Source organism: Devosia soli (assembly GCF_000970455.1).
Classification (GTDB): Bacteria; Pseudomonadota; Alphaproteobacteria; order Rhizobiales; family Devosiaceae; genus Devosia; species Devosia soli.
Window position 1 is genome coordinate 1 of sequence record NZ_LAJG01000048.1, and the last position, 21,946, is coordinate 21,946.

A 21,946-nucleotide genomic window follows, 5' to 3' on the forward strand; every position below is an offset into this window, starting at 1 on the left:
AAGCGCGCCATCGCCGTGGCTGGTGTTGCCTCCACCCTCAAGGCGATAACAGGATGAAGGGCGCTGACGCGCGCCGTCGCAAAACAAGCTGAGCCATCAGCCGCGCCGAGTTCTCACACAGCCTCGGGTCGGATGCAGACCACCACTCTAGGGTGACTTTCTGCCAGTCCGTTTTGGCGTAATCTGTGCGAGCGGACGTAGCGCCCGCGCGACACAAAGAGCCGTTCCGCCGTCAGGCCGCGATCTATCAGCATCCCCTGCTGTGCGGAGTGCGGAACGCGCGTCGACCGCATGCCTATTTCACGATGAGCACCGGCACCTTGGACGCCGCCAACACCGCCGCCGCCTGACTTCCAAGTATGAGCCGCTGAAGCCCGCGCCGCCCGTGTGAGCCCATCACGACCAGGTCGCATCCAAGCTTTTCTGCCGTCTCGAGAATGGCATCGGATGCGCGCATCCCGGGGACGTAGGCATCGTTCATCTCGATACCAGCGGCGACCGCCTTGGCACGGGCGGCCTTTAGTATGCCGGAGGCCTCCGCAGAGTAGGCCACCTCCAGTTTGTCGATCAGGGACTTGGCGTCGATCGTCCCGAAGCCGCCGGTACCGAGACCGGTCTCGATCGGATCCGTGGAAGTGACGACCGTCACCCTGGAGCCGTTCGGCTTCGCCATTTGAAGGCCAAGGTCCAAAGCCTTCCCGGCAAGGTCCGATCCGTCGAAAGCGATCATGATGTGTGCGAACATTGCTGCCTGTCCTTTCTTCGAGGGTATGGATGATTACTCGGTCCGACCGGCGCCGGCACCTGCAGCTTCCCGGGTCAGCCACGCCTGCATCTCGGCGATCTCCACCTGCTGGGTGGTAATGATCTCCTGCGCGAACATCCTAATCCAGGGATCGTCGCTGAACTGCTGGGCGACCTGCGCCATCTCGACCGCTCCCTGATGGTGCGGGATCATCGAACAGACGAACGCCGTCTGGAAGTCTTCCGCTGTCATGCCGCGCATCATATCGGAGTGCATCGGCTCCATGGTCTGCAGCAGGGCGGCATGGCCCTCGTCCGCGGAAGTCGCCATCATGTCGATGTGCTCCTGCATGGAGGCTCCGCCGTGGTCGGCATGCGCGTCGCCGCAGATGTCCGGAAGCGGCAGGGCCGCCGCGACGTTGGCGGGCTGGTCGCGCACCACCAGCGCGCCGACGAATGCCGCGGCGAGTACGGCTGCCGCAGCCCAACTCAGGTAGTTCATCTCTTCGGTCCTTCCTTCACTTCGGCAACCCTGCACCAACGAAAGGGATTTGCGCTTGATCCAGATCAAACATGCATCGGCAGTGCATGTTTAAGTGTCCACACCTGCAGGGATGCAGCAACAGATGGAGCTTAAAGTGACTCTCGATAGAAGTGGTACGCAGGGAACGGGATGGGGACGGCTTGGCCGGCTTGCTGTCGGTGCCCCCATCGTTTCCACGGTGGCGGCCCTCCTCGCCGCGACGCCGGCGCATGCACACGTGAAGTGGTTCGCGCCATATGTTGTCGGCGCGGCGCCGGCACCGATCTCCGAGACTTTGGCCAACGGCTGGTTCTGGATGGGCATCGTGCTGGTACTCGTCTTTTTCGCGGTGACCGTCGTGGTGGAACGCAGCCCGGCAGGCACGACGATCGGTACAGTGCTGGATCGCTTCACGAGTCCCCTGTGGCTCCGCTCGGACGACTTCATGAGGGCCATCATCGGCGCCTTCTTTGTTGCCGTCTTCGCGGTCGGCGGCGTATATCTCACGCCGGACCTGCAGACGCCCAACGAATGGGTATCGTGGCTCCAGCTGCTGATCGCCCTCCTGGTGTTCTCGCGTAAGACCATGCCGCTGGCCGCCGCCGGCATCATCGGGCTTTGGGTCATCGCGCTACGCGACTACGACTTCTTCCACCTGCTCGACTACCTGGCGTTGGGCGTGGGCGTGGCCGGCTACTTGGCGTTGGCAGCCTTCCCCGAGAGCAAGTACTACCAATACCGCTTCGCGGTGCTCCGCTGGGGCGTGGCCATTGCCCTTATGTGGTCGAGTCTCGAGAAGTTCGCCTATGCGGAGTGGTTCCACCCGCTGGTGGAAGAGCGTCCGTTCCTGACCTTCGGCATGCCGCGTGACACCTTCATCCCGATGGCCGGCGTCGCCGAGTTCACCATGGGCTTCGGTCTCCTCTGGACGGCACTCATCCGCCGGCTGTCGGCGATCGCGCTGATCATCATTTTCACGGCCGCCGTCTATCCCTTCGGCCGCATCGACCTCGTCGGCCACGCGCTGATCATGGGCACGCTGTTCCTGATCGCCGCCGATCCGACCCCGTCGGGCCTCAAGCTCAAGGGCCTGGTGCCGGCCATCGGCAGCGTTCCTGCAGGCCTACTCGCCGCTTTGGTGATCATCGCCGGCAGCTACTGGACCCTGCACGGCGCTTTCTACGACTACGGAGCCGCCCAGCCCGTCGTCACCGCGCCCGACGGCGAACTGCTGACGCATATGCCGAACGCGGAGCATCCGCACGGCATGGCCGTCCCCGAGATCACCGCGCAGTAGTCAGGACGACGGCCCCGCTTCGGCGGGGCCGTTCCCATCAGGGAGTATCTCGTGCGTCTGACCCAATTCACCGACTTCGCGCTCCGGCTCCTGATCGATCTGGCGCGGGAGACTTCCGGGAAGCGGACCACCATAGCGGAAGCCTCCCGGCGCCTCGACATCCCTATCAACCATCTCACCAAGATCGCGCATCGTCTCGCCAAGGCGAACCTACTCAAGACGAGCCGGGGGCGTTTGGGAGGACTTGCCCTTTCCCGACCGGCGGAAAGCATAACTGTCGGCCAGGTCGTGCGCGTCACGGAACCTGACTTCGCACTGGTTGGATGCATGGCGGGTCAAGACTGCTCACTTGCTCCCGGATGTGGTCTCGCTCCCGTTCTCGACACCGCTCTCATGACGTTCCTGCGCGTTACCGACAAAGCCACTCTGGCCGATATTGCCCATTCTCCACAACGCACCGGTACTGCTGATAGTCTCGACCCGTTCGGGGAGAAGAACCCATGTGGCTAAACCTGATCGTCGGAAGTCTGGTCATCTGCTGCACCGTTCTGATCCACGTCTCCGGTCTGCTGGCACTCTCCCGCGCAACTTCATTGGTGGACGTCGAGCGGTTGGGACAGCTGCCCAAAATCGTCCTGCTCACCGCAGTGGTCTTCGGCTTGTCATTACGGTCGGAGTGGAGATATGGCTCTGAGCCGCGATCTACTGGACGTTAGGGGTGACCGGTGACTTCGCTGGCGCTGGTCGCCGCGCCATAATCCTGTCACGCCCCTGGGCTGAACGGCTCAGGCGCGTTCTGAGCGTCTGCTTTCGGAAATTTTCCCAGCTGCTCTCCGTGACCGAAATGGGGTCGAGTGCTGCCGTTGCACATCCGAGATTGAACGGCAGTTATCTCGCTTCATGTGCCTGAAAGCGGACAGACCGCTAACGGCCCAATCATGCCGATAAGCGGGCGCGCTTTGAACGATGGCTTTCGCAAAGCCGTCTCGTACGATCCGATGGCGCAGTCCGGAGCGGTCCTTATCCGCGGCTCATCATGCCGAGATTATACCGAGTTCCGGACCAGCACGGCGCGATCGAACATGGAGCACGCCAAGACTGAGGCGAAGCGCTCCCGTACCGTGTCGATCGGCACGGTTCGGCGCGAGCTGGGGGTTTTGTCCGCCGCCATCAACTATTGGCATAAGGAGCACGGCCCGCTCGATAGCGTACCGGTTGTGACGCGCCCACAGCCGCCGGAGCCGAAGGCCGATGTCGTCCGCAACCGGTCGGAAATGGCGCGGCTATTGGCCGGCGCCTTGGGCTGGTATGAATTGCGCTGGACGGACTTGCAGACGCACAAAGAACACCGGCAATGGCGCCGGGATCGCGAGGCGATCAATCGACACACCGCGCGCTTTATCGTCATCGGGCGCTACACGGCCAATCGCCCAGGTGCAACGCTCAAGCTGCACTGGATGGCGAACACCGTTGGCGGGTGGCCCGATCTCGAGCGAGAGATTATGTTCAGGAAGAGCGCCGATAGGGCTGAGACGAAGAAGCGTCAGCCGTCAGTTCGCATGGGGCGGGCGCTTCTTGCCCACATGCGCAGATGGCGCGCAATGGATGAGCGCGCTCGACAGGAAGAGACGGAGCGCACAGGCGAGCCGTCGAACAATTTCCTGGCCGTGGTTCATCGGAAGGGGAGGCCGATCAAGGATATCGGCAAGTTCTTTGTCACTGCTCTGGATTATGCGGGGTTGTCCCGCACCTTCACCCCGCACATTTTGCGCCACACGCGCGTGACATGGTGGGTGGAAGCCGGTTTGCCGATCGAGGAAGTTGCCGACGCGGCAGGCATGACGACAGAGATGGTGGAGAAGGTTTACTGGCATCGGAGCCCGCATTTCCAAAAACGTGCGGCCGAAGCGTGAACATGAAACTGTGCGGAAAATGTGCGCCGAAAACAGTTCGGTCCGCTAAGTCATTGAAAGTATGGTGCACCCGACGAGATTCGAACTCATGACCTCTGCCTTCGGAGGGCAGCGCTCTATCCAGCTGAGCTACGGGTGCAGGCCGGATTCGGGGACGGGCCCCGAGGAATGGGCGCAAACTAGTCGAAGGGGGCGCGTTGTGCAACGGGGTTTCGGATGCTCTTTGGGTAGCATCACGTTAGCATTGAGATAGCCTTCGGGCGGAATAGGTTATCGATCGGGGAACACGGAATGAGCGGAACCTTGCCCGGCCCGGATGGGCATGAGCGCTGCAGCTGGTGCGCGGGGGCACCCGAATTTGTGCCCTATCACGATCACGAATGGGGCTTTCCGGTCAGCGACGATCGCCGGCTTTTCGAAAAGCTCTGCCTCGAGGGATTCCAATCCGGCCTCAGCTGGCGGACGATCCTCAACAAGCGCGAGGCATTTCGCGCTGGCTTTGCCAATTTCGAGATCGATGCGGTGGCGCAATTTACCGAAGCCGATGTCGAGCGGCTCCTGCAGGATAAGGGCATCGTACGGCACCGGGGAAAGATTGCGGCCGCGATCAACAATGCCAAGCGCGCGCAGGAGCTGATTGCCGAGGCGGGGTCGATCGCGGCTTTCGTCTGGCGCTATGAGGTGCCCGAAGGCGAGGCCCCTCCCCCGCAGAGCCAGACGACGAGCCCGGAGGCTATTGCGCTGTCGAAGGGGCTGAAGAAGCGCGGCTGGGCCTTTGTGGGGCCGACGACGGCCTTTGCCTTCATGCAGGCCATGGGGCTGGTCAATGACCATGCGCTGGGCTGCGTGAGCCGGGAAAGGGCGACGGCGGAACGCGCGGCGTTCAAGGTTCCGGGCCGGGTGTAAGGCCCCCTCCCAACCTCGCCCCAAAGGGGGATGGGTTGCATCGAGTTTGGGAGCTGATCCAGCCCAAAACTAAATAGCCCGGCTTTCGCCGGGCTATGTGGGGAGCAGTGTGTCCCAAAAACTACTCCGCCGGCTTGGCCTCGGCGTGTTCATGCTCGTGGTCATCCGGGGCCCTGGGCGTGAAGCGGCGGGTAAAGCGGCTGAAGCTGTCGATATAGGTGAGGAGCACCGGCACGACGAGGAGGGTGAGAGCGGTGGAGCTGATGAGCCCGCCGATCACCGCATGGGCCATGGGCGCGTTCTGGCCTGAGCCTTCATGCAGGCTCAGGGCCAGCGGCAGCATGCCGAAGATCATGGCGAGGGTCGTCATGATGATCGGGCGGAAGCGGGTAACGCCCGCTTCGACCAGCGCTTCATAGAGATTCCAGCCATCGCGCACATGCTGATTGGCATTGTCGACGAGCAGGATCGCGTTTTTCACGACAAGACCCATCAACATGATGAAGCCGATGGCCGAATACATGTTGAGCGTCGAGCCACCGACCAGAAGGCCCACCATGACGCCGATCAGCGCCAAGGGGAGCGAGCCCATGATGGCGATCGGCTGCAGGAAGCTGCCGAACTGGCTGGCGAGCACCAGATAGATGAAGATCACCGCCAGAAGCAATGCCGACCCCGCCGCACCGGCCGCATCCTGGATCTGCTCGACGTCGCCGCCAAAGGATGAACGATAGCCCGTCGGGAAATCGAGGGTGTTGATCGCCTGCTGCAATTGCGGCGTTATGGATCCCAGCTCAACGCCTTCGACATTGGCCTCGATGGTGACGCCGCGCTGCAGGTCCTGCCGGTTGATCGTTGCCGGGCCCGTGCTTTCGACCACATCGGCGACCTGGGATAAGGTGATGGTGCCGTTCTGGCCGGTGGCGATCGGCAGGTTGCCGATGGCGTCGATATCGTTCCGCAAGGCTTCCGGCAGGCGAACCACCACGGAGTAGACCTGACCATTTGGTGCGGTCCAATCGGAGACATCGTCACCACTGATGAGGGGCGCCATGGTCGAGGCGATTTGGGCGATCGACACGCCGAGATTGTCGGCAAGGTCGCGATTGATATTGATGCCCACGACGGCCTGCGCGTCATCAAGGCTGGACTTGATGTCGATCAGCCCATCGATCTTGCCCAGTTCGCGCATCAGCTGGTCGCCGAGACGCTTGAGGACAACAAAGCTGTCGCCATAAAGCGTGATCGAGACCGGGGCTGAGGAGCCGCCGAGACCCGAGGCCGCTGCCACTTCGAAAGTGGCGCCGGGCACGGCTTCAAGGGCGCGCCGCACCTCGGGCATGAATTCGATCGGCGTGATGTCCCGCTCTTCCTTGTCGACGAGGGTAACGGTCATCGTGCCCGAATTCTGGCCGGAGGCCTGAAGGCCACCGGCGACGGTCGAATAGGTCGTCTGGACAACGGGGAAGGCGCGAATGATGGTTTCGGCCTGCCGCATCTTTGCAGCTGTATATTCCTTGCTCGAACCTGCCGGCGTTTCGACGTTGATGGTGAAATTGCCATTGTCCGTCGCGGGAATGAATTCGACGCCAACGCGGGGAAAAAGGAAGAAGCTGCCAACGAAGGATAGAAGCGCGATCAGCAGCACGGTTTTGCGCCACTTGAGACCCCAGCGGATGACGTGGCGATACCCTTGGGTGATCCACTCGAACAAGCGATCGAACTGCTGCACCGCTTTGCCGATCGGGCCGCGCTTGGCGTTGGGATTGGCGGCAGGATCATACCAGACGCTCGACATCATCGGATCGAGCGTGAAAGCGATGAAGAGCGAGATCAAGACAGCGACGGAAACGGTGACGCCGAACTGCAGGAAGAACCGGCCCATGATGCCGTCCATGAAGGCAACGGGCAAGAACACAGCGACGATCGAGAGCGTCGTTGCCATGACGGCGAGGCCGATTTCATTGGTGCCGTCGAAGGCCGCCTGCCTATGGCTCTTGCCCATGTGCAGGTGCCGCGTGATGTTTTCACGAACCACGATGGCGTCGTCGATGAGAATACCGACGGCGAGCGACAGGGCCAGCAGCGTCATCATGTTGAGCGTAAAGCCCAGAAAACTGAGCGCCACCATGGTGCCGATGATCGAAATCGGCAGGGTAAGCCCGGTGATGACGGTCGAGCGCCAGGAATTGAGGAAGAGGAACACGATGACGACGGCGAGCAGCGCGCCTTCGATCAGCATGTTCTGCACCGCATGGAAGGAATCTTCCACGGGCTTGGCATTATCGACCACGACCTCGATCTTGACCTCACCCTGAGGCAGTTCGTTGGCGAGGAGGTCATCGATGGTGTGGCGGATTTCCTCGGCAACGCCGACGGTATTGGCGCCCTGGGTTTTGAGGATATCGACCGCCAACGCGCGCTCGCCATTGAGGATGGCAAGGCTCGAGGCTTCCCCGGTACCATCTTCGATGGTTGCGACATCGCGCAGGGTAACCGGCTGGCCCTCTTGGTTGCCGACGACGATATCGTAAAAGTCCTGCTGGTCTTCGAGGCGACCCAGAACCTGGATGGACTGGACGATACTGCCCTGCGTGATGGAGCCGGCTGCCAGATCCTTGTTGGCCGCTTGCAGGGCCTGGGTCACCGCGCTCGGCGTGATGTTAAAGGCCGTCAAGCGGTCCGGATCGATATTGATATTGAGTTGGCGCGGCACGCCGCCCACAACGCTGGCGCTGCCGACGCCGGCAATATTGGAAATGCGCTTGACGATGACGTCTTCGGTCAGCGCCGTGAGGTCGCGGTCGGAAAGCGTCGTCGAGCTGACGGCGAGCGACAGGATCGGCAGGGCTGACGGGTCAAAACGCAGCACCTGCGGCTCCCCTGCCCCGTCGGGCAGATTGGCCTTGACCGGATCGAGCTTGTCGCGAACGTCCTGCGCCTTTTGCTGCGAATCTTCTTCGAGGTTGAAGATCATCAGCACGAGAGCCTGGCCCGACTGGGCCGTCGACTGGATGGTGTCGAGACCGGCAATGGTGTTCACTGCCTCTTCGATCGGCTCGACGATGTCGGCTTCGACAGCTTCGGGCGAGGCGCCGGGATAGCTGACGACCACGGCGACGACCGGAAAATCGACGTCCGGCATCTGTTCGATGGGCAGGCGCTGATAAGAGTAGAAGCCGAAGACCACGATGGCCACCATGATCATGGTGGCAAACACGGGGTGATTGACGCTGATGCGGGTCAGAAACACTGTCTAGCCCTCGATCTGTTCATAGGCTTCGCCGGCAGAAAGTTCGGTCAGTGGCGCGGTGACGACCACGTCGCCGGCGGCAAGACCTTCGACTTCAACCGTAGCACCGCGATCCCACGTCGTGCCTGGCGTGACGGCCTGGCGGACGAGTGTGCCATTGTCGAGCTTGAGGACGAACGAGCCTTCGGCATCTTCGCGCAGCGCCGTCGCGGGCACAGCGATGGCATCGGTTTTTTCGGCAACGGTGATCTCGCCAGTGGCGAACATGCCGCCGCGCAGCTTGCCTTGGCTGTTTTCGAGCGAAATGTAGATCGGTACCGTTCGCGTACCCGCCTGGGCTACAGGATTAACGCGCGTGACCTCGCCGTCAAAAGTTTCATTGTCGAGACCGGTGACACTTACGGTAACCGGCTGGCCAGGCGAAACAAGGGCGCTCGAATTGACCGAAGCCGAGGCCTGAAATTCCATATTGTCGAGATTGACGAGGGTGAAGAGCGGCGTGCCGGCGCTGATCGTCTGGCCCGGATCGACCGATCGCTCGGAAACGATGCCGGTGATCGGGGCGCGAACCGTTGTATTGTTGAGCGCCAGTTCGGCCGTTTGCACGGCGCTTTCGAGGGCCGCCAGATTGGCTTGCAGCGCCGCCGTAGCGGACCGCGCCTGTTCGAGCGCGGAGGGTGTTGCAAGCCCCTGACGGGCCAGTTCTTCGGTGCGTTCGAGCTGCTGCTGGGAGGAAACGAGCTGGGCACGGGTCGCATCGGCCGTGGCGCGCTGCTGGTCGAGCTGCAATGCAAGATTGGCCTGATCTATTTCAACGAGCGTCTGATCCTCTTGGACGCTATCGCCCGGGCGCACGGAAACGCTCAACACCCGACCTGCGGCTTCTGCGGCAACCACAGACTGCTCGGCAGGAACGAGAGAGCCTGTCACTTTTGCTGTCTGGCGCAGCGTTGTCGGCGCGATCTCGGTGACTTCGGACTTGAGAATCTGGCGCACTGTCGGCGCTGTATCAGCCGTCTCGGTGACCGGCGCGGGAGCGGGCGGACGGAGTACAAAGAAGGCAACGATGCCTGCAACCACGAGCGCCAGCACGATCCAGGGCAGGATGCGCCGTTTGGGCTTGAGCCCTTCGGCAACCCGGCGTGCATTGGCTTTTTCGCGCTTGCTCTGCGCCCATTCGGGCTTTTCGTGGGCTGTCGTCATTCTGATCCTGGCTGGTTAGCGGGTCGATCGATGGTCATCGGCCTGTCGGTGGCCTAGTCGGAAGTGGTCAGCGCTGCCCCACCCCTTGTGACAAGGAACGGTAAAGTTGCGCGCATGGCGCTCCTTTTCCATTTCGCATATTGCCGCAACATTGCGAGCGCGCTTTGTTGCCTCACGCAATGCAATGGCAATGAATGGGATGCATAAGCAAGGCCAGTTAGAGGTAGCAATGCGAATTCTTCTCGTCGAGGACGAGCTCGATTTGGCAAGGGCGCTGATCAGCGCGCTCGAGCGGCACGATATTCTGGTCGATCATGTTTCGACCCTCGAAATGGCGCTGGAAGCGGTGCAGAGCGGCGTGCACTCCGTCGTCGTGCTCGATCGCAAGTTGCCGGACGGGGATGGGCTTAGGATCATTCCCGATGTGCGGCGCGCCCAGGCGGGTCTGCCGATCATCGTGCTTTCCGCGCTCGGCGCGCCCGAGCAGCGGATTGAAGGCCTCGAAACCGGGGCCGACGATTATCTCGCCAAGCCGTTTCTCGTCGACGAACTGGTCGCCCGCATCAGGGCGCTGATGCGTCGCCCGGCGGTGCTCGCCGACATGGCCATCAGCGTCGGAAAGCTGAGTTTCAATCTCGGCGACGGCACGGCAACGGCGGCCGGCGAACCGCTGACGCTAACGCGGCGCGAAGTGCTGGCGCTCGAAGTGCTGGTCAAGCGCGCCGGCCGGACTGTTGCGCGCTCTTCGCTCGAAGAGGCTGTTTATGGCTTTGACGACGAAATCGCCTCCAATACGCTCGATGCTCATATTTCCCGGCTACGGCGCAAGCTTTCCCCGGCGGGCGTCGAAATCCATTCGATCCGCGGCATCGGCTATCTTTTGCGGGCCGTGGCATGAAGCGTCATCCGCTGTCGCTGCGCCGCGTCCTCACCAAGGGGCTGATCAGCATCCAGATCGCCGTGCTCGTCGGCTTCACCTGTCTTGCCGCCGTGCCGCTTTTGCTCGCCATGGGCGTGCAGCAAAATCTCGATGAAAGCGCGGTGGATGACATTGCACGCTCGATCGAGCGCGGGACCGATGGCGGCTTTGAACTGGCGCCAACCGGCGACCTCGAAAAAACCATCGGGAAATACCCCGCGTTCTGGTTCCTGGTCGTTGATGGCGAAGGGAACATGCTGACCAATGGCGATGTGCCGCCGCCGGCCATGCAGCATCCGGAAACGCTGGTGCATGTCGCCTCGGCCAATATCAACGATATCGGCGATCCGAACTCGCCCTATGCCATCGTGCGCTCGCGCAATACCGATATCGGGCGGCTTTGGGTCATGACGGGTGGGGGACCGACGCTGAGTTTTGGTATCGTCGGCAAAGCTTTCGGCAATCCGGCGTTCCTGGGACTGATCTTCCTGCTTTCCGCAACGACTGTCCTGACCATTCCCTCGCTCATTCGCAGCTCGCTGCGCGGGACGGAGAAGATCGCCCAGGATGCGGCGCTGATCGATATCGGGCAGAGCGATGTGCGCCTCTCATATGAAGAGGTGCCGCTCGAGCTCGTGCCGCTGGTGCGGGCCTTTAACGACGTGCTCGATCGCCTCCACGGCGGCATCGCGCGGCAGCAACGGTTTCTGGCCGATGCGGCGCATGAATTGCGCACGCCGATCGCCATTTTACAGACGCGGCTCGAAAGCCTGCCTGATGGGCCGGAGAAGCGGCAATTGCAGCGGGATTCAGCGCGGCTTGCGGGCATGGCCAACGAATTGCTCGACCTGCATCGGATGGCGCAATCACCCGACAGTTTCGAGACGGTCGATCTCGTCGACATGGCGGCACAAGTGACCGCAGACCTGGCGCCGCTCGCGATCGATGCGGGCGACGATATCGAATTCGTCGCGCCCGAGGCGCCGGTGACCGTGCGCGGCGATGCGTCGGCGCTGTCGCGCGCGGTGGCCAATCTCGTGCACAATGCCATGTCCCATGGCGGGCCCAAGGTGGCGATCCGCGTCGAAGTGACCGCGGACGGGCGCATCTGCGTCTCGGACAACGGGCCGGGCATCGAGCCGCAGCATCGCGAGGAAATCTTCTGGCCCTTCCGGCGCCTTTCGCAATCGCCGACGGGGGCCGGGCTGGGGTTGAGCCTTGTGGGGGATATCGTCAAGCGCCATGGCGGACGCATCAGCGTTGCCAGCGCTCCCGAGGGTGGTGCGCTGTTCGAGGTGACGTTGCCCCTCCTCAAGGCCGCCTGAGAAGCCGCTCGCGGACAAGATAGCCGAGCGCGAAGAGGCAGAGGAGCGCGAGGCCGAACCAGGTCAACGCATAGATCAGGTGATTGTTGGAAAAGCTGATGACCGTCAGCCCGCCGCGCGGATAGTCATCCCCTGCCCTGTCGGCGTCGATGAAGAATGGCGCGACGTTTTCGAGCCCCAGGGTTGCTCCGATGGCGGCGACATCGCGCGAGAACCAGCGATTGGCGGCCGGGTCATTGGTGCGCAGGAACCCACCTTCGGGTTCCGTCACGCGCAGAAGGCCGGTGATCGTCGCAGGTGTTTCGGCTTCGAGAGACACGTCGGTGTCCTTGGGCGCAAAGCCGCGGTTAACGAGGACGGTGCGGCCGTCGAGAAGACGTAGCGGCGTCATCGCCCAGAAGCCGGGCCCCTCGGCCGTAACGGCCTGCGTCAGAATGGTTGGGGTCAACAGGGTGCCATTGACCGAGACGCGCTGATACTGGATCGTCTCGGGATCGATGGCGGACCAATCGGCGGTGTTGAGATCGAGCGGCGCCGCATGCGCACGGGTTTCGACCGCTGCGATCAGCTCGTTCTTCCAGCCCAGACGCTCGACCTGCCAGATGCCGAGGCCGGTAAAGAGCACGGCGCAGAGGCCGGCAAAAAGCGCGAAGGCAAGAAGGCCCAGGGAGTTCTTCTTGCCTCCCTGGTCCAATTGATCGGTCATGGGATCAAAGCATATCCGCAGGGTTCATGATGTGACCCGGCATCATGTTGGTGTTGAGATGGTACATCACCCACAGCGAGCCCGAGAGGGCGATGACGATAACGATGATGGTGAAGATCGCCGCCATCATGGTCCACCCGCCTTCGGACCTGGTGTTCATATGAAGGAAGTAGATCATGTGGACGAGGATCTGCACCACCCCAAAACCCATGATCACGAGGGTAGCGATCATGGTGTCGGCGATGACATCGGCCATCACCAGCCAGAACGGAATGGCGGTCAGGATAACCGAAAGGGCAAAACCGATCAGGTATGAGCGGCGCGTGCCGTGATTGCTGTCCGAGGCATGGGCATTGGGATTGGGGTGGGCATGGGCCATTTCAGCGGCCGTCAGGCTGTCCGTAGTTTGAGCGTTCATCGCAGCATCCCCATGAGATAAACCACCGTAAAGACGCCGATCCAGATGACGTCGAGGAAGTGCCAGAACATCGAGAGGCACTGCACCCGGATCTTGTTGGCCGGGATAAGACCCTTCCACCCGATCTGGGCTAGAAGCGTCACGAGCCAGATGATGCCGAAGGTCACGTGGAGGGCGTGCGTGCCGACGAGCACGAAGAAGGCCGAAAGGAAGGCCGAACGCTGCGGCACGGCGCCTTCATGGATCATGTGGTAGAATTCATAGAGCGTCAGCCCCAGAAAAACCGCGCCCAGAAGACCGGTAATGGCGAGCCAGAGGACCGTGCCCCGCTGCTTGCCCTCTTCCATGTCCAGCATGGCAAAGCCATAGGTGATGGAGCTCAGAAGCAGTGCCGCAGTGCTGACCGCGACGAGCGGCAGGTTGAACAGATGCTCCGGCGACGGCCCGGCGGCATAGTTCGCGCCGAGCACGCCATAGATGGCAAAAAGCGAAGCGAAGATGAGGCAGTCGCTCATCAGATAGATCCAGAAACCGATCTGGGTCGACCCATGGGCGGAATGGTGCTGGGGCACCAGCTCGTAATACTGCGGCGCTTCGCCGTCGGCAGTCTGAACTTGCGAACTCATGTTACTGCGCTCCGCTCAAGAGGCGCATGCGGCGGTCTTCGACCTCGGCAATCGCCTCGACCGGGATGTGATAGTCGCGGTCGTAATTAAAGGTGTGGATGATGGCGGCGCCGATGATGCCGACAAAGCTCAGGATGGCGAGCCACCACATGTACCAGATGAGGGCAAAGCCAAGGACGACGCTGAGCGCGGCGAGGATGACGCCCGTTCCGGTATTGCGCGGCATATGGATCTCGAGGAAATCCTTGGTCGGCTGCTGCGCGTGATGCTTCTTCATGTCCGCCCACGCGTCATTGTCGTGAATGACGGGAGTGAAGGCGAAGTTGTATTGCGGCGGCGGCGAGGACGTCGCCCATTCAAGCGTGCGCCCATTCCACGGATCGCCCGTCGTGTCCCATTCCTTGTTCTTGCCAAGGATCGAGACGGCGAACTGGATGGCCATAGCGGCGATGCCGCCGGCGATGACCAGCGCACCGATGCCGGCAATGATGAACCAGATCTGGAGCGATGGATCATCGAATGTGCGGAGGCGCCGGGTGACACCCATGAGGCCAAGCACGTAGAGCGGACCGAAAGCGAGCCAGAAGCCGACATTCCAGAGCCAGAAGGAGATCTTGCCCCAGAACTGATTGAGCTTGTAGCCGAAGGCTTTTGGCCACCAGTAGTTGATGCCGGCAAAGATGCCGAACAAGACGCCACCGATGATGACATTGTGGAAGTGCGCCACAAGGAACAGCGAATTGTGCAGCACGAAGTCGGCCGGCGGGACGGCGAGCAGGACGCCGGTCATGCCGCCGATGCTGAAGGTCAGCATGAAGGCGATGAGCCACATCATCGGCAGTTCGAACCGGATCCGGCCCTTGTACATCGTAAAGAGCCAGTTGAAGATCTTCGCCCCCGTCGGGATCGAGATGATCATGGTGGTGATGCCGAAGAAGGAATTGACGCTCGCGCCCGAGCCCATGGTGAAGAAGTGGTGCAGCCAGACGAGATAGGACAGCACCGTGATCACCACGGTCGCGTAGACCATCGAGGTATAGCCGAAGAGGCGCTTGCCCGAAAAGGTCGAGGCGACTTCCGAGAAGATGCCGAAGGCCGGCAGGATGAGGATGTAGACCTCGGGGTGACCCCAGATCCAGATCAGGTTGATATACATCATCGAACTGCCGCCGAAGTCCGAGGTGAAGAAATTGGTGCCGACATAGCGGTCGAGCGCCAGGAGCGTCAGCACGGCGGTCAGGATCGGGAAAGACGCGACGATGAGGACGTTGGTGCAGAGCGAGGTCCAGGTAAAGACCGGCATCTTCATCAGCGTCATGCCAGGGGCACGCATCTTGATGATGGTGGCGATAAGATTGACCCCGGAGAGGGTTGTGCCCACGCCCGCTATCTGTAGCGCCCATATGTAATAATCGACGCCCGAGGCCGGCGATTGCTCGATGCCGGAAAGAGGCGGGAAGGCCAGCCAGCCGGTCTGCGCGAATTCGCCGACGAAAAGGCTGGCCATGATCAGAACGGCGCCACCAGCCGTCATCCAGAACGAGAAGTTGTTGAGGAACGGGAAGCTGACGTCGCGGGCGCCGATCTGCAGCGGCACGACATAGTTCATGAAGCCGGTGATCAGCGGCATGGCGACAAAGAAGATCATGATCACGCCGTGCACGGAGAACAGCTGATCATAGTGGTGGGCGTTGAGATAGCCCTCCGAGCCATTGAAGGCCATGGCCTGCTGGAGGCGCATCATCAAGGCGTCGGCAAAGCCGCGCAGCAGCATGATAAGGCCGAGCACCATATACATGATGCCCACCTTCTTGTGGTCGACACTCGTGAACCATTCAGTCCAGAGATAGCCCCAGAGCTTGAAATAGGTCAGCGCGCCAACGACGGCGAGGCCAGCAAGGGCCACGACGATGAAGGTGACGACGACGATGGGCTCGTGGAGAGGAAGGACGTCCCAGGTGAGGCGTCCGAAGATGAATGACCAGAATTCGTTTGTCATAGTGCTTCAGCCGCAATGGTTTCGAGGGAGGCGATCTTGCCGGCAAGCCAGGCAAGGGCGGGCTGGTTGACGGTCGCAATCGCTTCGGAGCGCGATAGGCCACGGCCCAGCAGCGGCGTGCTGTCCGGCGCAGCGATGGCCGGGAGCTTGCCGGTCATGGCGATGGCTTCGTCGGTCGAGCAGATCGCAGCGACGTAGGTCTTTTGCGGGCCGAAGGGCGCGCGGTTCTTTTCGCCGCCGCCATAGAGCGCGGGCGCGAGATTGTCGACGCCGGCATGGCCGAGACCACCCTGGGCATCGATCGACATCATTTCGCTCACGCACATCTTGTCGCGCTCGACGCACATATTGACGACGGCCGTATAGAGCCCGCTTTCAACGCCGGCAAAGTGCATGACGGGCACATGCTCGCTCGGCTTGGCAACGTCGAGATAGCGGTTGCGATCGAGCATGTCGGGCGATGCCTTCACGTCGGCGACCCAAGCATCGAACTCACTGTCGCTCACGCCCTTGGTGACGAAGTGCATGCCCGAAAAACCATGACCACTATAATGGGCGGCAATGCCCTTATATTCGCCGGGAACGTTGATGACCGCATGAAGGCGCGTCTGCATGCCCGGCATGGCATAGATCATGCCGGCCATGGCGGGGATGTAGAACGAGTTCATCACCGTCGACGAGGTCAGCTTGAAGCTGATCGGACGATCGACCGGCACGACCAGTTCATTGACGGTCGCGAGGTCGTATTGCGGATAAATGAACATCCACTTCCAATCGAGCGCGACGACTTCGACCTCGAGCGGTTCAACCTGGGCCGCAACCGGCTGACCCGGCGCGATGCGACCGAGCTCGCGGTATGGGTCGAGTAGATGTGTCGACACCCAGGTGACGGCCCCGAGACAGATGATGATGGCGAGCGGAGCCGCCCAGATCACGAGCTCAAGATGGGTCGAGTGATCCCAATCGGGTTCATATTTGGCGGCCTTGTTGCCCTCCCGGTATTTTCGCGCGAACAGGACGACCAGCACCATTACGGGAATGATGATGAGAAGCATCAGCGCCGTGGCGATGATAATCAGGTCGCGTTGCTGCATGGCGATATCGCCGGCGGGCGAGATCACATCGGAGCTGCAGCCGGCGAGAAGCAGTGCCAAAATTGGCACCAGGGAGAACTTGATCGGACGTGACATTGCGGCCCTTGGGAGGAAGACTGCGCGATGAGTGCGGCCTACTCCCATCGCCATTCGTGCGCCATCGGACATTTTGTCCACTCGCAAGCAAGTGTTGTATGATGCAAGAGAAGCCCCGAGACGAGCCTATCAGGGTCTGCGGCGCGCTCAACAGATTTTTCGGGCCGGCCGAAAAACAGAACGAAAGCAGGAGCTTAGTGACATGGCAAACTCGACCACCGAGGTCCCTGAGACATCCGCCGAGCGCGACGCACGCAACGTCAACATCGGCCACCGACCGGTCGATGCGGGGGAAATCGCCATCGGTGTGATTATTGGTCGCACCTCGGAGTTCTTCGACTTCTTTGTTTATGCCATCGCTTCGGTGCTGGTTTTTCCCTCGGTGATCTTCTCTTTTGCCGACCCACTGACCGGCACGCTCCTGTCCTTCGGCGTCTTCGCACTGGCCTTTGTTGCCCGGCCGATCGGCACCGTCATCTTCTCTTCGGTCGACCGCAATTATGGCCGCGGCGTCAAACTGACGATCGCGCTCATGTTGCTCGGCGTTTCCACCGTGGCCGTGGCCTTCTTGCCGAGCTACGACCAGGTGGGCTGGCTTGCCGTCGTCATTCTCGTGATCTTCCGCGTCGGCCAGGGATTGGCGCTGGCCGGCGCCTGGGATGGGCTGGCTTCGCTGCTCGCGCTTAATGCGCCACAGCACAAGCGCGGTTGGTACGCCATGGTGCCCCAGCTCGGTGCTCCGATCGGCCTAATCGTTGCAAGCGCACTCTTTGCCTATCTCTCGGCTTCGCTTTCCGCCGAGGATTTCCTTGCCTGGGGCTGGCGCTATCCGTTCTTCGTCGCCTTTGCGATCAACGTCGTGGCGCTGTTCTCGCGCCTCCGCATCGTCGTGACGCCCGAATATACGACGCTGTTCGAAAGCGGCGAACTGATCCCCTCGACCGTGCGCGAAACGATTGGCAATGACTGGCGCAATATCGTTATCGGCGCCTTCGCCCCGCTCGCCAGCTTCGCGCTCTTCCACATGGTGACGGTGTTCCCGCTCTCCTATGTGTTCCTTTATACCGAGGACGCGCCGGTCAACTTCCTGATCATCGAAATCGCGTCCGCCTTTGTCGGGCTCGGCGCGGTGGTGCTTTCGGGCGTCCTCGCCGACCGGTTCGGGCGGCGGTGGCTGCTCGGGGTTTCGGCGGGCATGATCGGGGTCTACTCGATCTTCGCGCCGCTGCTGCTCGGCGCAGGTCCCGTGGGCGAAGTCATCTATATGGTGGTCGGCTTTGCTCTGCTGGGCGTCTCGTTCGGCCAATCCTCGGGCGTCGTCGCGGCCAATTTCACGCGCCTTTACCGCTACACCGGCTCGGCGCTGACCTCGGACATGGCATGGCTCTTTGGCGCCGGTTTTGCACCGGTGGTGGCGCTGGCGCTTTCGAGCACCTTTGGGCTTATCTCCTCGGGCGCATATCTTCTCTCGGGCGCCGTCTGCACCCTGCTCGCGCTTTACTTCAACCGGCACCTGGCGCGCACCAACTAACCATCCCATCCGCCATCGTCACCACCGGGCTTGTCCCGATGGTCCATGCTTCTTCAGAGATGAATTGCCCGGACAAGCCGGGCAATGACCATGCTTGAGAGGGTCGTAAACAACTCTTTTCGCTCGCATTTGCCGACCCGGAAATGTCGCCTCCTTTTGCCCAAAAGAACGAGTGCACGCCGCCAATCTTGTATGGTACATGTAACCGCGCGGCGAAATGATGAGTCATTCGCAGCGGTTCTTGACGGCATTACGAGGAGCGGAAATGGCCAAGACTTATGCAATCGTGGGCACGGGCGGACGGGCCAGGATGTTCTACGAGGCCATTCTGGGACCCCATAAGGACAATTCGCGCATGGTGGCGCTCTGCGACACCAACCAGACGCGTATGGACTACACCAACCGCGTTTTCGTCGAGGAACTGGGCGGGCAAGCCGTGCCGACCTACAAGGCCGCGGACTTCGAGCGCATGATCGCCGAAACCAAGCCGGACTATGTAATCGTCACCTCGGTCGACCGCACGCACCACAAATACATCATTCGCGCCATGGAGCTCGGCTGCGACGTCATCACCGAAAAGCCGATGACGGTCGACAAGGAAAAGTGCCAGGAAATCCTCGACGCCGTCGAGCGCACCGGCCGCAATGTTCGCGTGACCTTCAACTATCGCTATGCCCCGCACAATTCGGCCCTGCGTGAGCTGATCGCCGAAGGCGCCATCGGCACGCCAACCTCGATCCACTTCGAATGGCTGCTCGATACGCGCCACGGCGCCGACTATTTCCGCCGCTGGCACCGCGACAAGCGCAATTCCGGTGGCCTGATGGTGCACAAGTCGACCCACCATTTCGATCTCGTAAACTTCTGGCTCGGCTCGCAGCCCGACACGGTCTTTGCCATGGGCGACCTCAAATTCTATGGCCGCGCCAATGCCGAAGAACGCGGCGTCTTCACGCCCTATACGCGCACGACCGGCGTCGAGGCGGCCAAGAACGATCCCTTCGCCATCGACCTGACCGCAACTCCGACGCAGAAGGCGCTCTATTGGGATGCCGAAAAGGAAGACGGCTACCAGCGCGACCAGAACGTCTTTGGCGACGGCATCTCCATCGAGGACACGATGAACGTCATGGTCCGCTATCGCAACAAGGCGGTGATGACCTATTCGCTCTATGCCTATGCCCCTTGGGAAGGGTTCAACGTCGCCATCAACGGCACCGGCGGCCGGCTTGAACTGATGGTGCGCGAAACCTCCTATATCAATGCCGGCTCGACCTCGACCGCAGAGGGCGCGGCCAAGGGTGTCGATCTCTACCACTTCCCGCTCCACGGCGAATCCCGCGTCGTGCACGTCCCGGCTGGCGAAGGCGGCCACGGTGGCGGCGACAAGATCATGCTCGAGGAAATCTTCGGCAATGCGACGCCCCGCCCCGGCTATGGCGCAAACCATCGCGATGGCGCGCTCTCGATCCTGACCGGAATCGCGGCGAACCAGTCCTTCGCGACCGGCCTGCCGGTCGATGTGCGAACGCTGGTCAAGCTCTAGGCGGGAGACCGGGCGATGCGCAAGACGCCCGATCAGCTGCGTTCGGCGCGCTGGTTCGCGCCGGACGATCTGCGCAGCTTTGGGCACCGCTCGCGGCTGATGCAGCTTGGCTATTCGGAGGCCGATTTCATGGGCAAGCCCGTGATCGGCATCCTCAATACCTGGTCCGAACTCAACGCCTGCCACAGCCATTTCCCCGAGCGGGTCGAAGCGGTAAAGCGCGGCGTACTGGCCGCAGGCGGGTTTCCGGTCGAGCTGCCGACGCTCTCGGTCGACGAGAGTTTCACCAAGCCCACATCCATGCTCTATCGGAACATGCTGGCGATGGAGACCGAGGAAACCATCCGCTCGCACCCGCTCGATGGCGTAGTGCTGATGGGTGGCTGCGACAAGACCACGCCGGGCCTCGTCATGGGCGGCATCACCGCCAATGTGCCAATGATCTACCTGCCCGCGGGTCCCATGCTGCGCGGCAACTATGCCGGCAAGACGCTTGGCTCGGGCTCAGACGCCTGGAAATTTTGGGACGAGCGCCGCGCCGGCAATGTCTCTGACGACGAATGGCAGGGCCTTCAGGGCGGCATTGCCCGCTCGGCTGGCGTTTGCATGACCATGGGTACGGCGTCGACCATGACGGCCATCGTCGACGCCATGGGCCTCACCCTGCCCGGCGCCTCCTCGATCCCCGCCGTTGATTCAGCGCACCAGCGCATGGCGGCCGATTGCGGGCGGCGCATCGTCGACATGGCCTGGGAGGACTTTACCCCAGACCGCATCGTCACCGACGCTGCGATCCGCAATGGCGCTATCGTTGCCATGGCCACCGGCTGCTCGACAAATGCCGTCGTGCACCTCATCGCCATGGCCCGCCGCGCCGGGGTCGATCTTGATCTCGACGATCTCGACGCGCTGGGCCGAACAACCCCGCTGCTCGCCAACGTCCGGCCCAATGGCCAGGGCTACCTGATGGAAGATTTTTACTTCGCCGGTGGCCTTCGCGCGCTGATGACCCAGATCGCCGACCGCTTGCACCTGACCAGCATGACGGTCAACGGCAAGACGCTGGGCGAAAATCTCGAAGGGGCGGTGGTCTATAACGACGACGTGATCCGGCCGCTCTCGAACCCCGTCTATCACGAGGGTTCGCTCGCGGTGCTTCGCGGCAATCTCTGCCCCGATGGCGCAGTGATCAAGCCGGCCGCCTGCGACCCGAAATATTACCAGCATCAAGGCCCGGCGTTGGTTTTCGATTCCTATCCCGAGATGAAGGCAGCAATCGACGACGAAAATCTAGACGTCACGCCAGACCATGTGCTGGTGCTGCGCAATGCTGGTCCGCTGGGTGGTCCCGGCATGCCGGAATGGGGCATGCTTCCCATTCCAAAAGCCCTCATCAAAAAGGGCTATCGCGACATGCTGCGCATTTCGGATGCGCGCATGAGCGGCACCTCTTATGGCGCCTGCGTGCTACATGTGGCGCCGGAGTCCTATGTCGGCGGTCCGCTGGCGCTCCTTCGCAATGGCGACTTGATCAAGCTCGATCTCGCAAATCGCCGCCTAGACATGCTGGTCTCGGAGGATGAACTGAGCCGTCGTCGCGCCGCCTGGACGCCGCCGGAACCGCGCTTCCAGCGCGGCTGGGGATGGATTTATTCCAAGCACGTCACCCAGGCGGACAAGGGCTGCGACTTCGACTTTCTCGAGCGCGGTTTTGGGCCGGCGGCCGGGGAGCCGGATATTTATTGAGGGGCTGCTGATAGATTTGAGGTTCAGATCGCAGAAGTCCGTCCCGCCGTCATTGCCCGGTTTGTCCGGGCAATTCACCTCGCCTTCGCATGGACCACCGG

The 21,946-nt window shown here is 61.8% G+C and carries 18 protein-coding genes and 1 tRNA gene; 9 read left to right on the forward strand and 10 right to left on the reverse strand.

Annotated elements, in window-relative coordinates; translation table 11 throughout:
- Positions 1 to 295 precede the first annotated feature (295 nt).
- Both VW35_RS18535 and VW35_RS20805 read right to left on the reverse strand, forming a co-directional pair.
- Positions 296 to 745 (reverse strand): universal stress protein, encoded by a 450-nt coding sequence (locus tag VW35_RS18535; RefSeq protein WP_046144602.1) that lies wholly within the window; start codon positions 743 to 745, stop codon positions 296 to 298.
- A gap of 33 nt (positions 746 to 778) precedes the next feature.
- The gene (locus tag VW35_RS20805) at positions 779 to 1,246 is read right to left on the reverse strand and encodes a DUF305 domain-containing protein (protein WP_052951867.1); all 468 of its coding nucleotides are present in this window, start codon (positions 1,244 to 1,246) and stop codon (positions 779 to 781) included.
- A 136-nt stretch (positions 1,247 to 1,382) separates the two neighbouring features.
- On the opposite strand from VW35_RS20805, the gene VW35_RS18545 reads away from it, so the two are divergent.
- From VW35_RS18545 to VW35_RS18555, 3 genes are all read left to right on the forward strand, one after another.
- Positions 1,383 to 2,564 carry a hypothetical protein gene (locus tag VW35_RS18545; protein WP_244465943.1) on the forward strand — a complete coding sequence of 394 codons (1,182 nt, stop codon included), beginning with the start codon at positions 1,383 to 1,385 and terminating at the stop codon, positions 2,562 to 2,564.
- Positions 2,565 to 2,615: 51 nt separating this feature from the next.
- Positions 2,616 to 3,074 carry an RrF2 family transcriptional regulator gene (locus VW35_RS18550; protein ID WP_046144603.1) on the forward strand — a complete coding sequence of 153 codons (459 nt, stop codon included), beginning with the start codon at positions 2,616 to 2,618 and terminating at the stop codon, positions 3,072 to 3,074.
- Between the two features lie 449 nt (positions 3,075 to 3,523).
- On the forward strand, positions 3,524 to 4,477 hold the full coding sequence (locus VW35_RS18555) for a tyrosine-type recombinase/integrase (protein ID WP_152662663.1): 954 nt from the start codon (positions 3,524 to 3,526) through the stop codon (positions 4,475 to 4,477).
- A 62-nt stretch (positions 4,478 to 4,539) separates the two neighbouring features.
- Here the strand turns inward: VW35_RS18555 and VW35_RS18560 are convergent.
- A tRNA-Arg gene (locus tag VW35_RS18560) sits at positions 4,540 to 4,616 on the reverse strand.
- A 152-nt stretch (positions 4,617 to 4,768) separates the two neighbouring features.
- Between VW35_RS18560 and VW35_RS18565 the strand changes: the two genes are divergently transcribed.
- The gene (locus VW35_RS18565; protein WP_046144604.1) at positions 4,769 to 5,383 is read left to right on the forward strand and encodes a DNA-3-methyladenine glycosylase I; all 615 of its coding nucleotides are present in this window, start codon (positions 4,769 to 4,771) and stop codon (positions 5,381 to 5,383) included.
- Positions 5,384 to 5,504: 121 nt separating this feature from the next.
- Here the strand turns inward: VW35_RS18565 and VW35_RS18570 are convergent, their stop codons facing one another.
- Positions 5,505 to 8,636, reverse strand: coding sequence for an efflux RND transporter permease subunit (locus VW35_RS18570; RefSeq protein WP_046144605.1), 3,132 nt, complete (start codon positions 8,634 to 8,636; stop codon positions 5,505 to 5,507).
- 3 nt (positions 8,637 to 8,639) lie between these two features.
- The gene (locus VW35_RS18575) at positions 8,640 to 9,839 is read right to left on the reverse strand and encodes an efflux RND transporter periplasmic adaptor subunit (protein WP_046144606.1); all 1,200 of its coding nucleotides are present in this window, start codon (positions 9,837 to 9,839) and stop codon (positions 8,640 to 8,642) included.
- Positions 9,840 to 10,068: 229 nt separating this feature from the next.
- On the opposite strand from VW35_RS18575, the gene VW35_RS18580 reads away from it, so the two are divergent.
- Both VW35_RS18580 and VW35_RS18585 read left to right on the forward strand, forming a co-directional pair.
- Positions 10,069 to 10,737 carry a response regulator gene (locus VW35_RS18580; RefSeq protein WP_046144607.1) on the forward strand — a complete coding sequence of 223 codons (669 nt, stop codon included), beginning with the start codon at positions 10,069 to 10,071 and terminating at the stop codon, positions 10,735 to 10,737.
- Complete coding sequence (locus tag VW35_RS18585; RefSeq protein WP_046144608.1) at positions 10,734 to 12,083, forward strand: sensor histidine kinase; 1,350 nt, start codon at positions 10,734 to 10,736, stop codon at positions 12,081 to 12,083. The genes VW35_RS18580 and VW35_RS18585 overlap by 4 nt, the downstream gene beginning before the upstream one ends.
- Here VW35_RS18585 and VW35_RS18590 read toward each other — a convergent pair.
- Genes VW35_RS18590 through cyoA form a run of 5 tightly spaced genes read right to left on the reverse strand, consistent with a single transcriptional unit; the run spans position 12,070 to position 17,022 of the window.
- The gene (locus tag VW35_RS18590) at positions 12,070 to 12,789 is read right to left on the reverse strand and encodes an SURF1 family protein (protein ID WP_046144609.1); all 720 of its coding nucleotides are present in this window, start codon (positions 12,787 to 12,789) and stop codon (positions 12,070 to 12,072) included. The genes VW35_RS18585 and VW35_RS18590 overlap by 14 nt on opposite strands.
- Positions 12,790 to 12,793: 4 nt before the next feature.
- Entirely contained in the window at positions 12,794 to 13,207 is a 414-nt protein-coding gene (cyoD, locus tag VW35_RS18595; protein ID WP_425283795.1) for a cytochrome o ubiquinol oxidase subunit IV, read from the reverse strand.
- The gene (cyoC, locus tag VW35_RS18600; RefSeq protein WP_046144610.1) at positions 13,204 to 13,833 is read right to left on the reverse strand and encodes a cytochrome o ubiquinol oxidase subunit III; all 630 of its coding nucleotides are present in this window, start codon (positions 13,831 to 13,833) and stop codon (positions 13,204 to 13,206) included. The genes cyoD and cyoC overlap by 4 nt, the downstream gene beginning before the upstream one ends.
- A gap of 1 nt (position 13,834) precedes the next feature.
- Positions 13,835 to 15,832 (reverse strand): cytochrome o ubiquinol oxidase subunit I, encoded by a 1,998-nt coding sequence (gene cyoB, locus VW35_RS18605; protein WP_046144611.1) that lies wholly within the window; start codon positions 15,830 to 15,832, stop codon positions 13,835 to 13,837.
- The gene (cyoA, locus tag VW35_RS18610; RefSeq protein WP_046144612.1) at positions 15,829 to 17,022 is read right to left on the reverse strand and encodes a ubiquinol oxidase subunit II; all 1,194 of its coding nucleotides are present in this window, start codon (positions 17,020 to 17,022) and stop codon (positions 15,829 to 15,831) included. Before cyoA ends, cyoB begins: the two co-directional genes overlap by 4 nt.
- Positions 17,023 to 17,224: 202 nt before the next feature.
- Between cyoA and VW35_RS18615 the strand changes: the two genes are divergently transcribed.
- The 3 genes from VW35_RS18615 (at position 17,225) to araD (ending at position 21,845) form a co-directional block, all read left to right on the forward strand.
- Entirely contained in the window at positions 17,225 to 18,553 is a 1,329-nt protein-coding gene (locus VW35_RS18615) for an MFS transporter (RefSeq protein WP_046144613.1), read from the forward strand.
- A gap of 265 nt (positions 18,554 to 18,818) precedes the next feature.
- Positions 18,819 to 20,099, forward strand: a complete 1,281-nt coding sequence (locus VW35_RS18620) for a Gfo/Idh/MocA family oxidoreductase (protein WP_046144614.1) — start codon at positions 18,819 to 18,821, stop codon at positions 20,097 to 20,099.
- A gap of 15 nt (positions 20,100 to 20,114) precedes the next feature.
- Positions 20,115 to 21,845, forward strand: a complete 1,731-nt coding sequence (gene araD, locus VW35_RS18625) for an L-arabinonate dehydratase (RefSeq protein ID WP_046144615.1) — start codon at positions 20,115 to 20,117, stop codon at positions 21,843 to 21,845.
- Positions 21,846 to 21,946 lie beyond the last annotated feature (101 nt).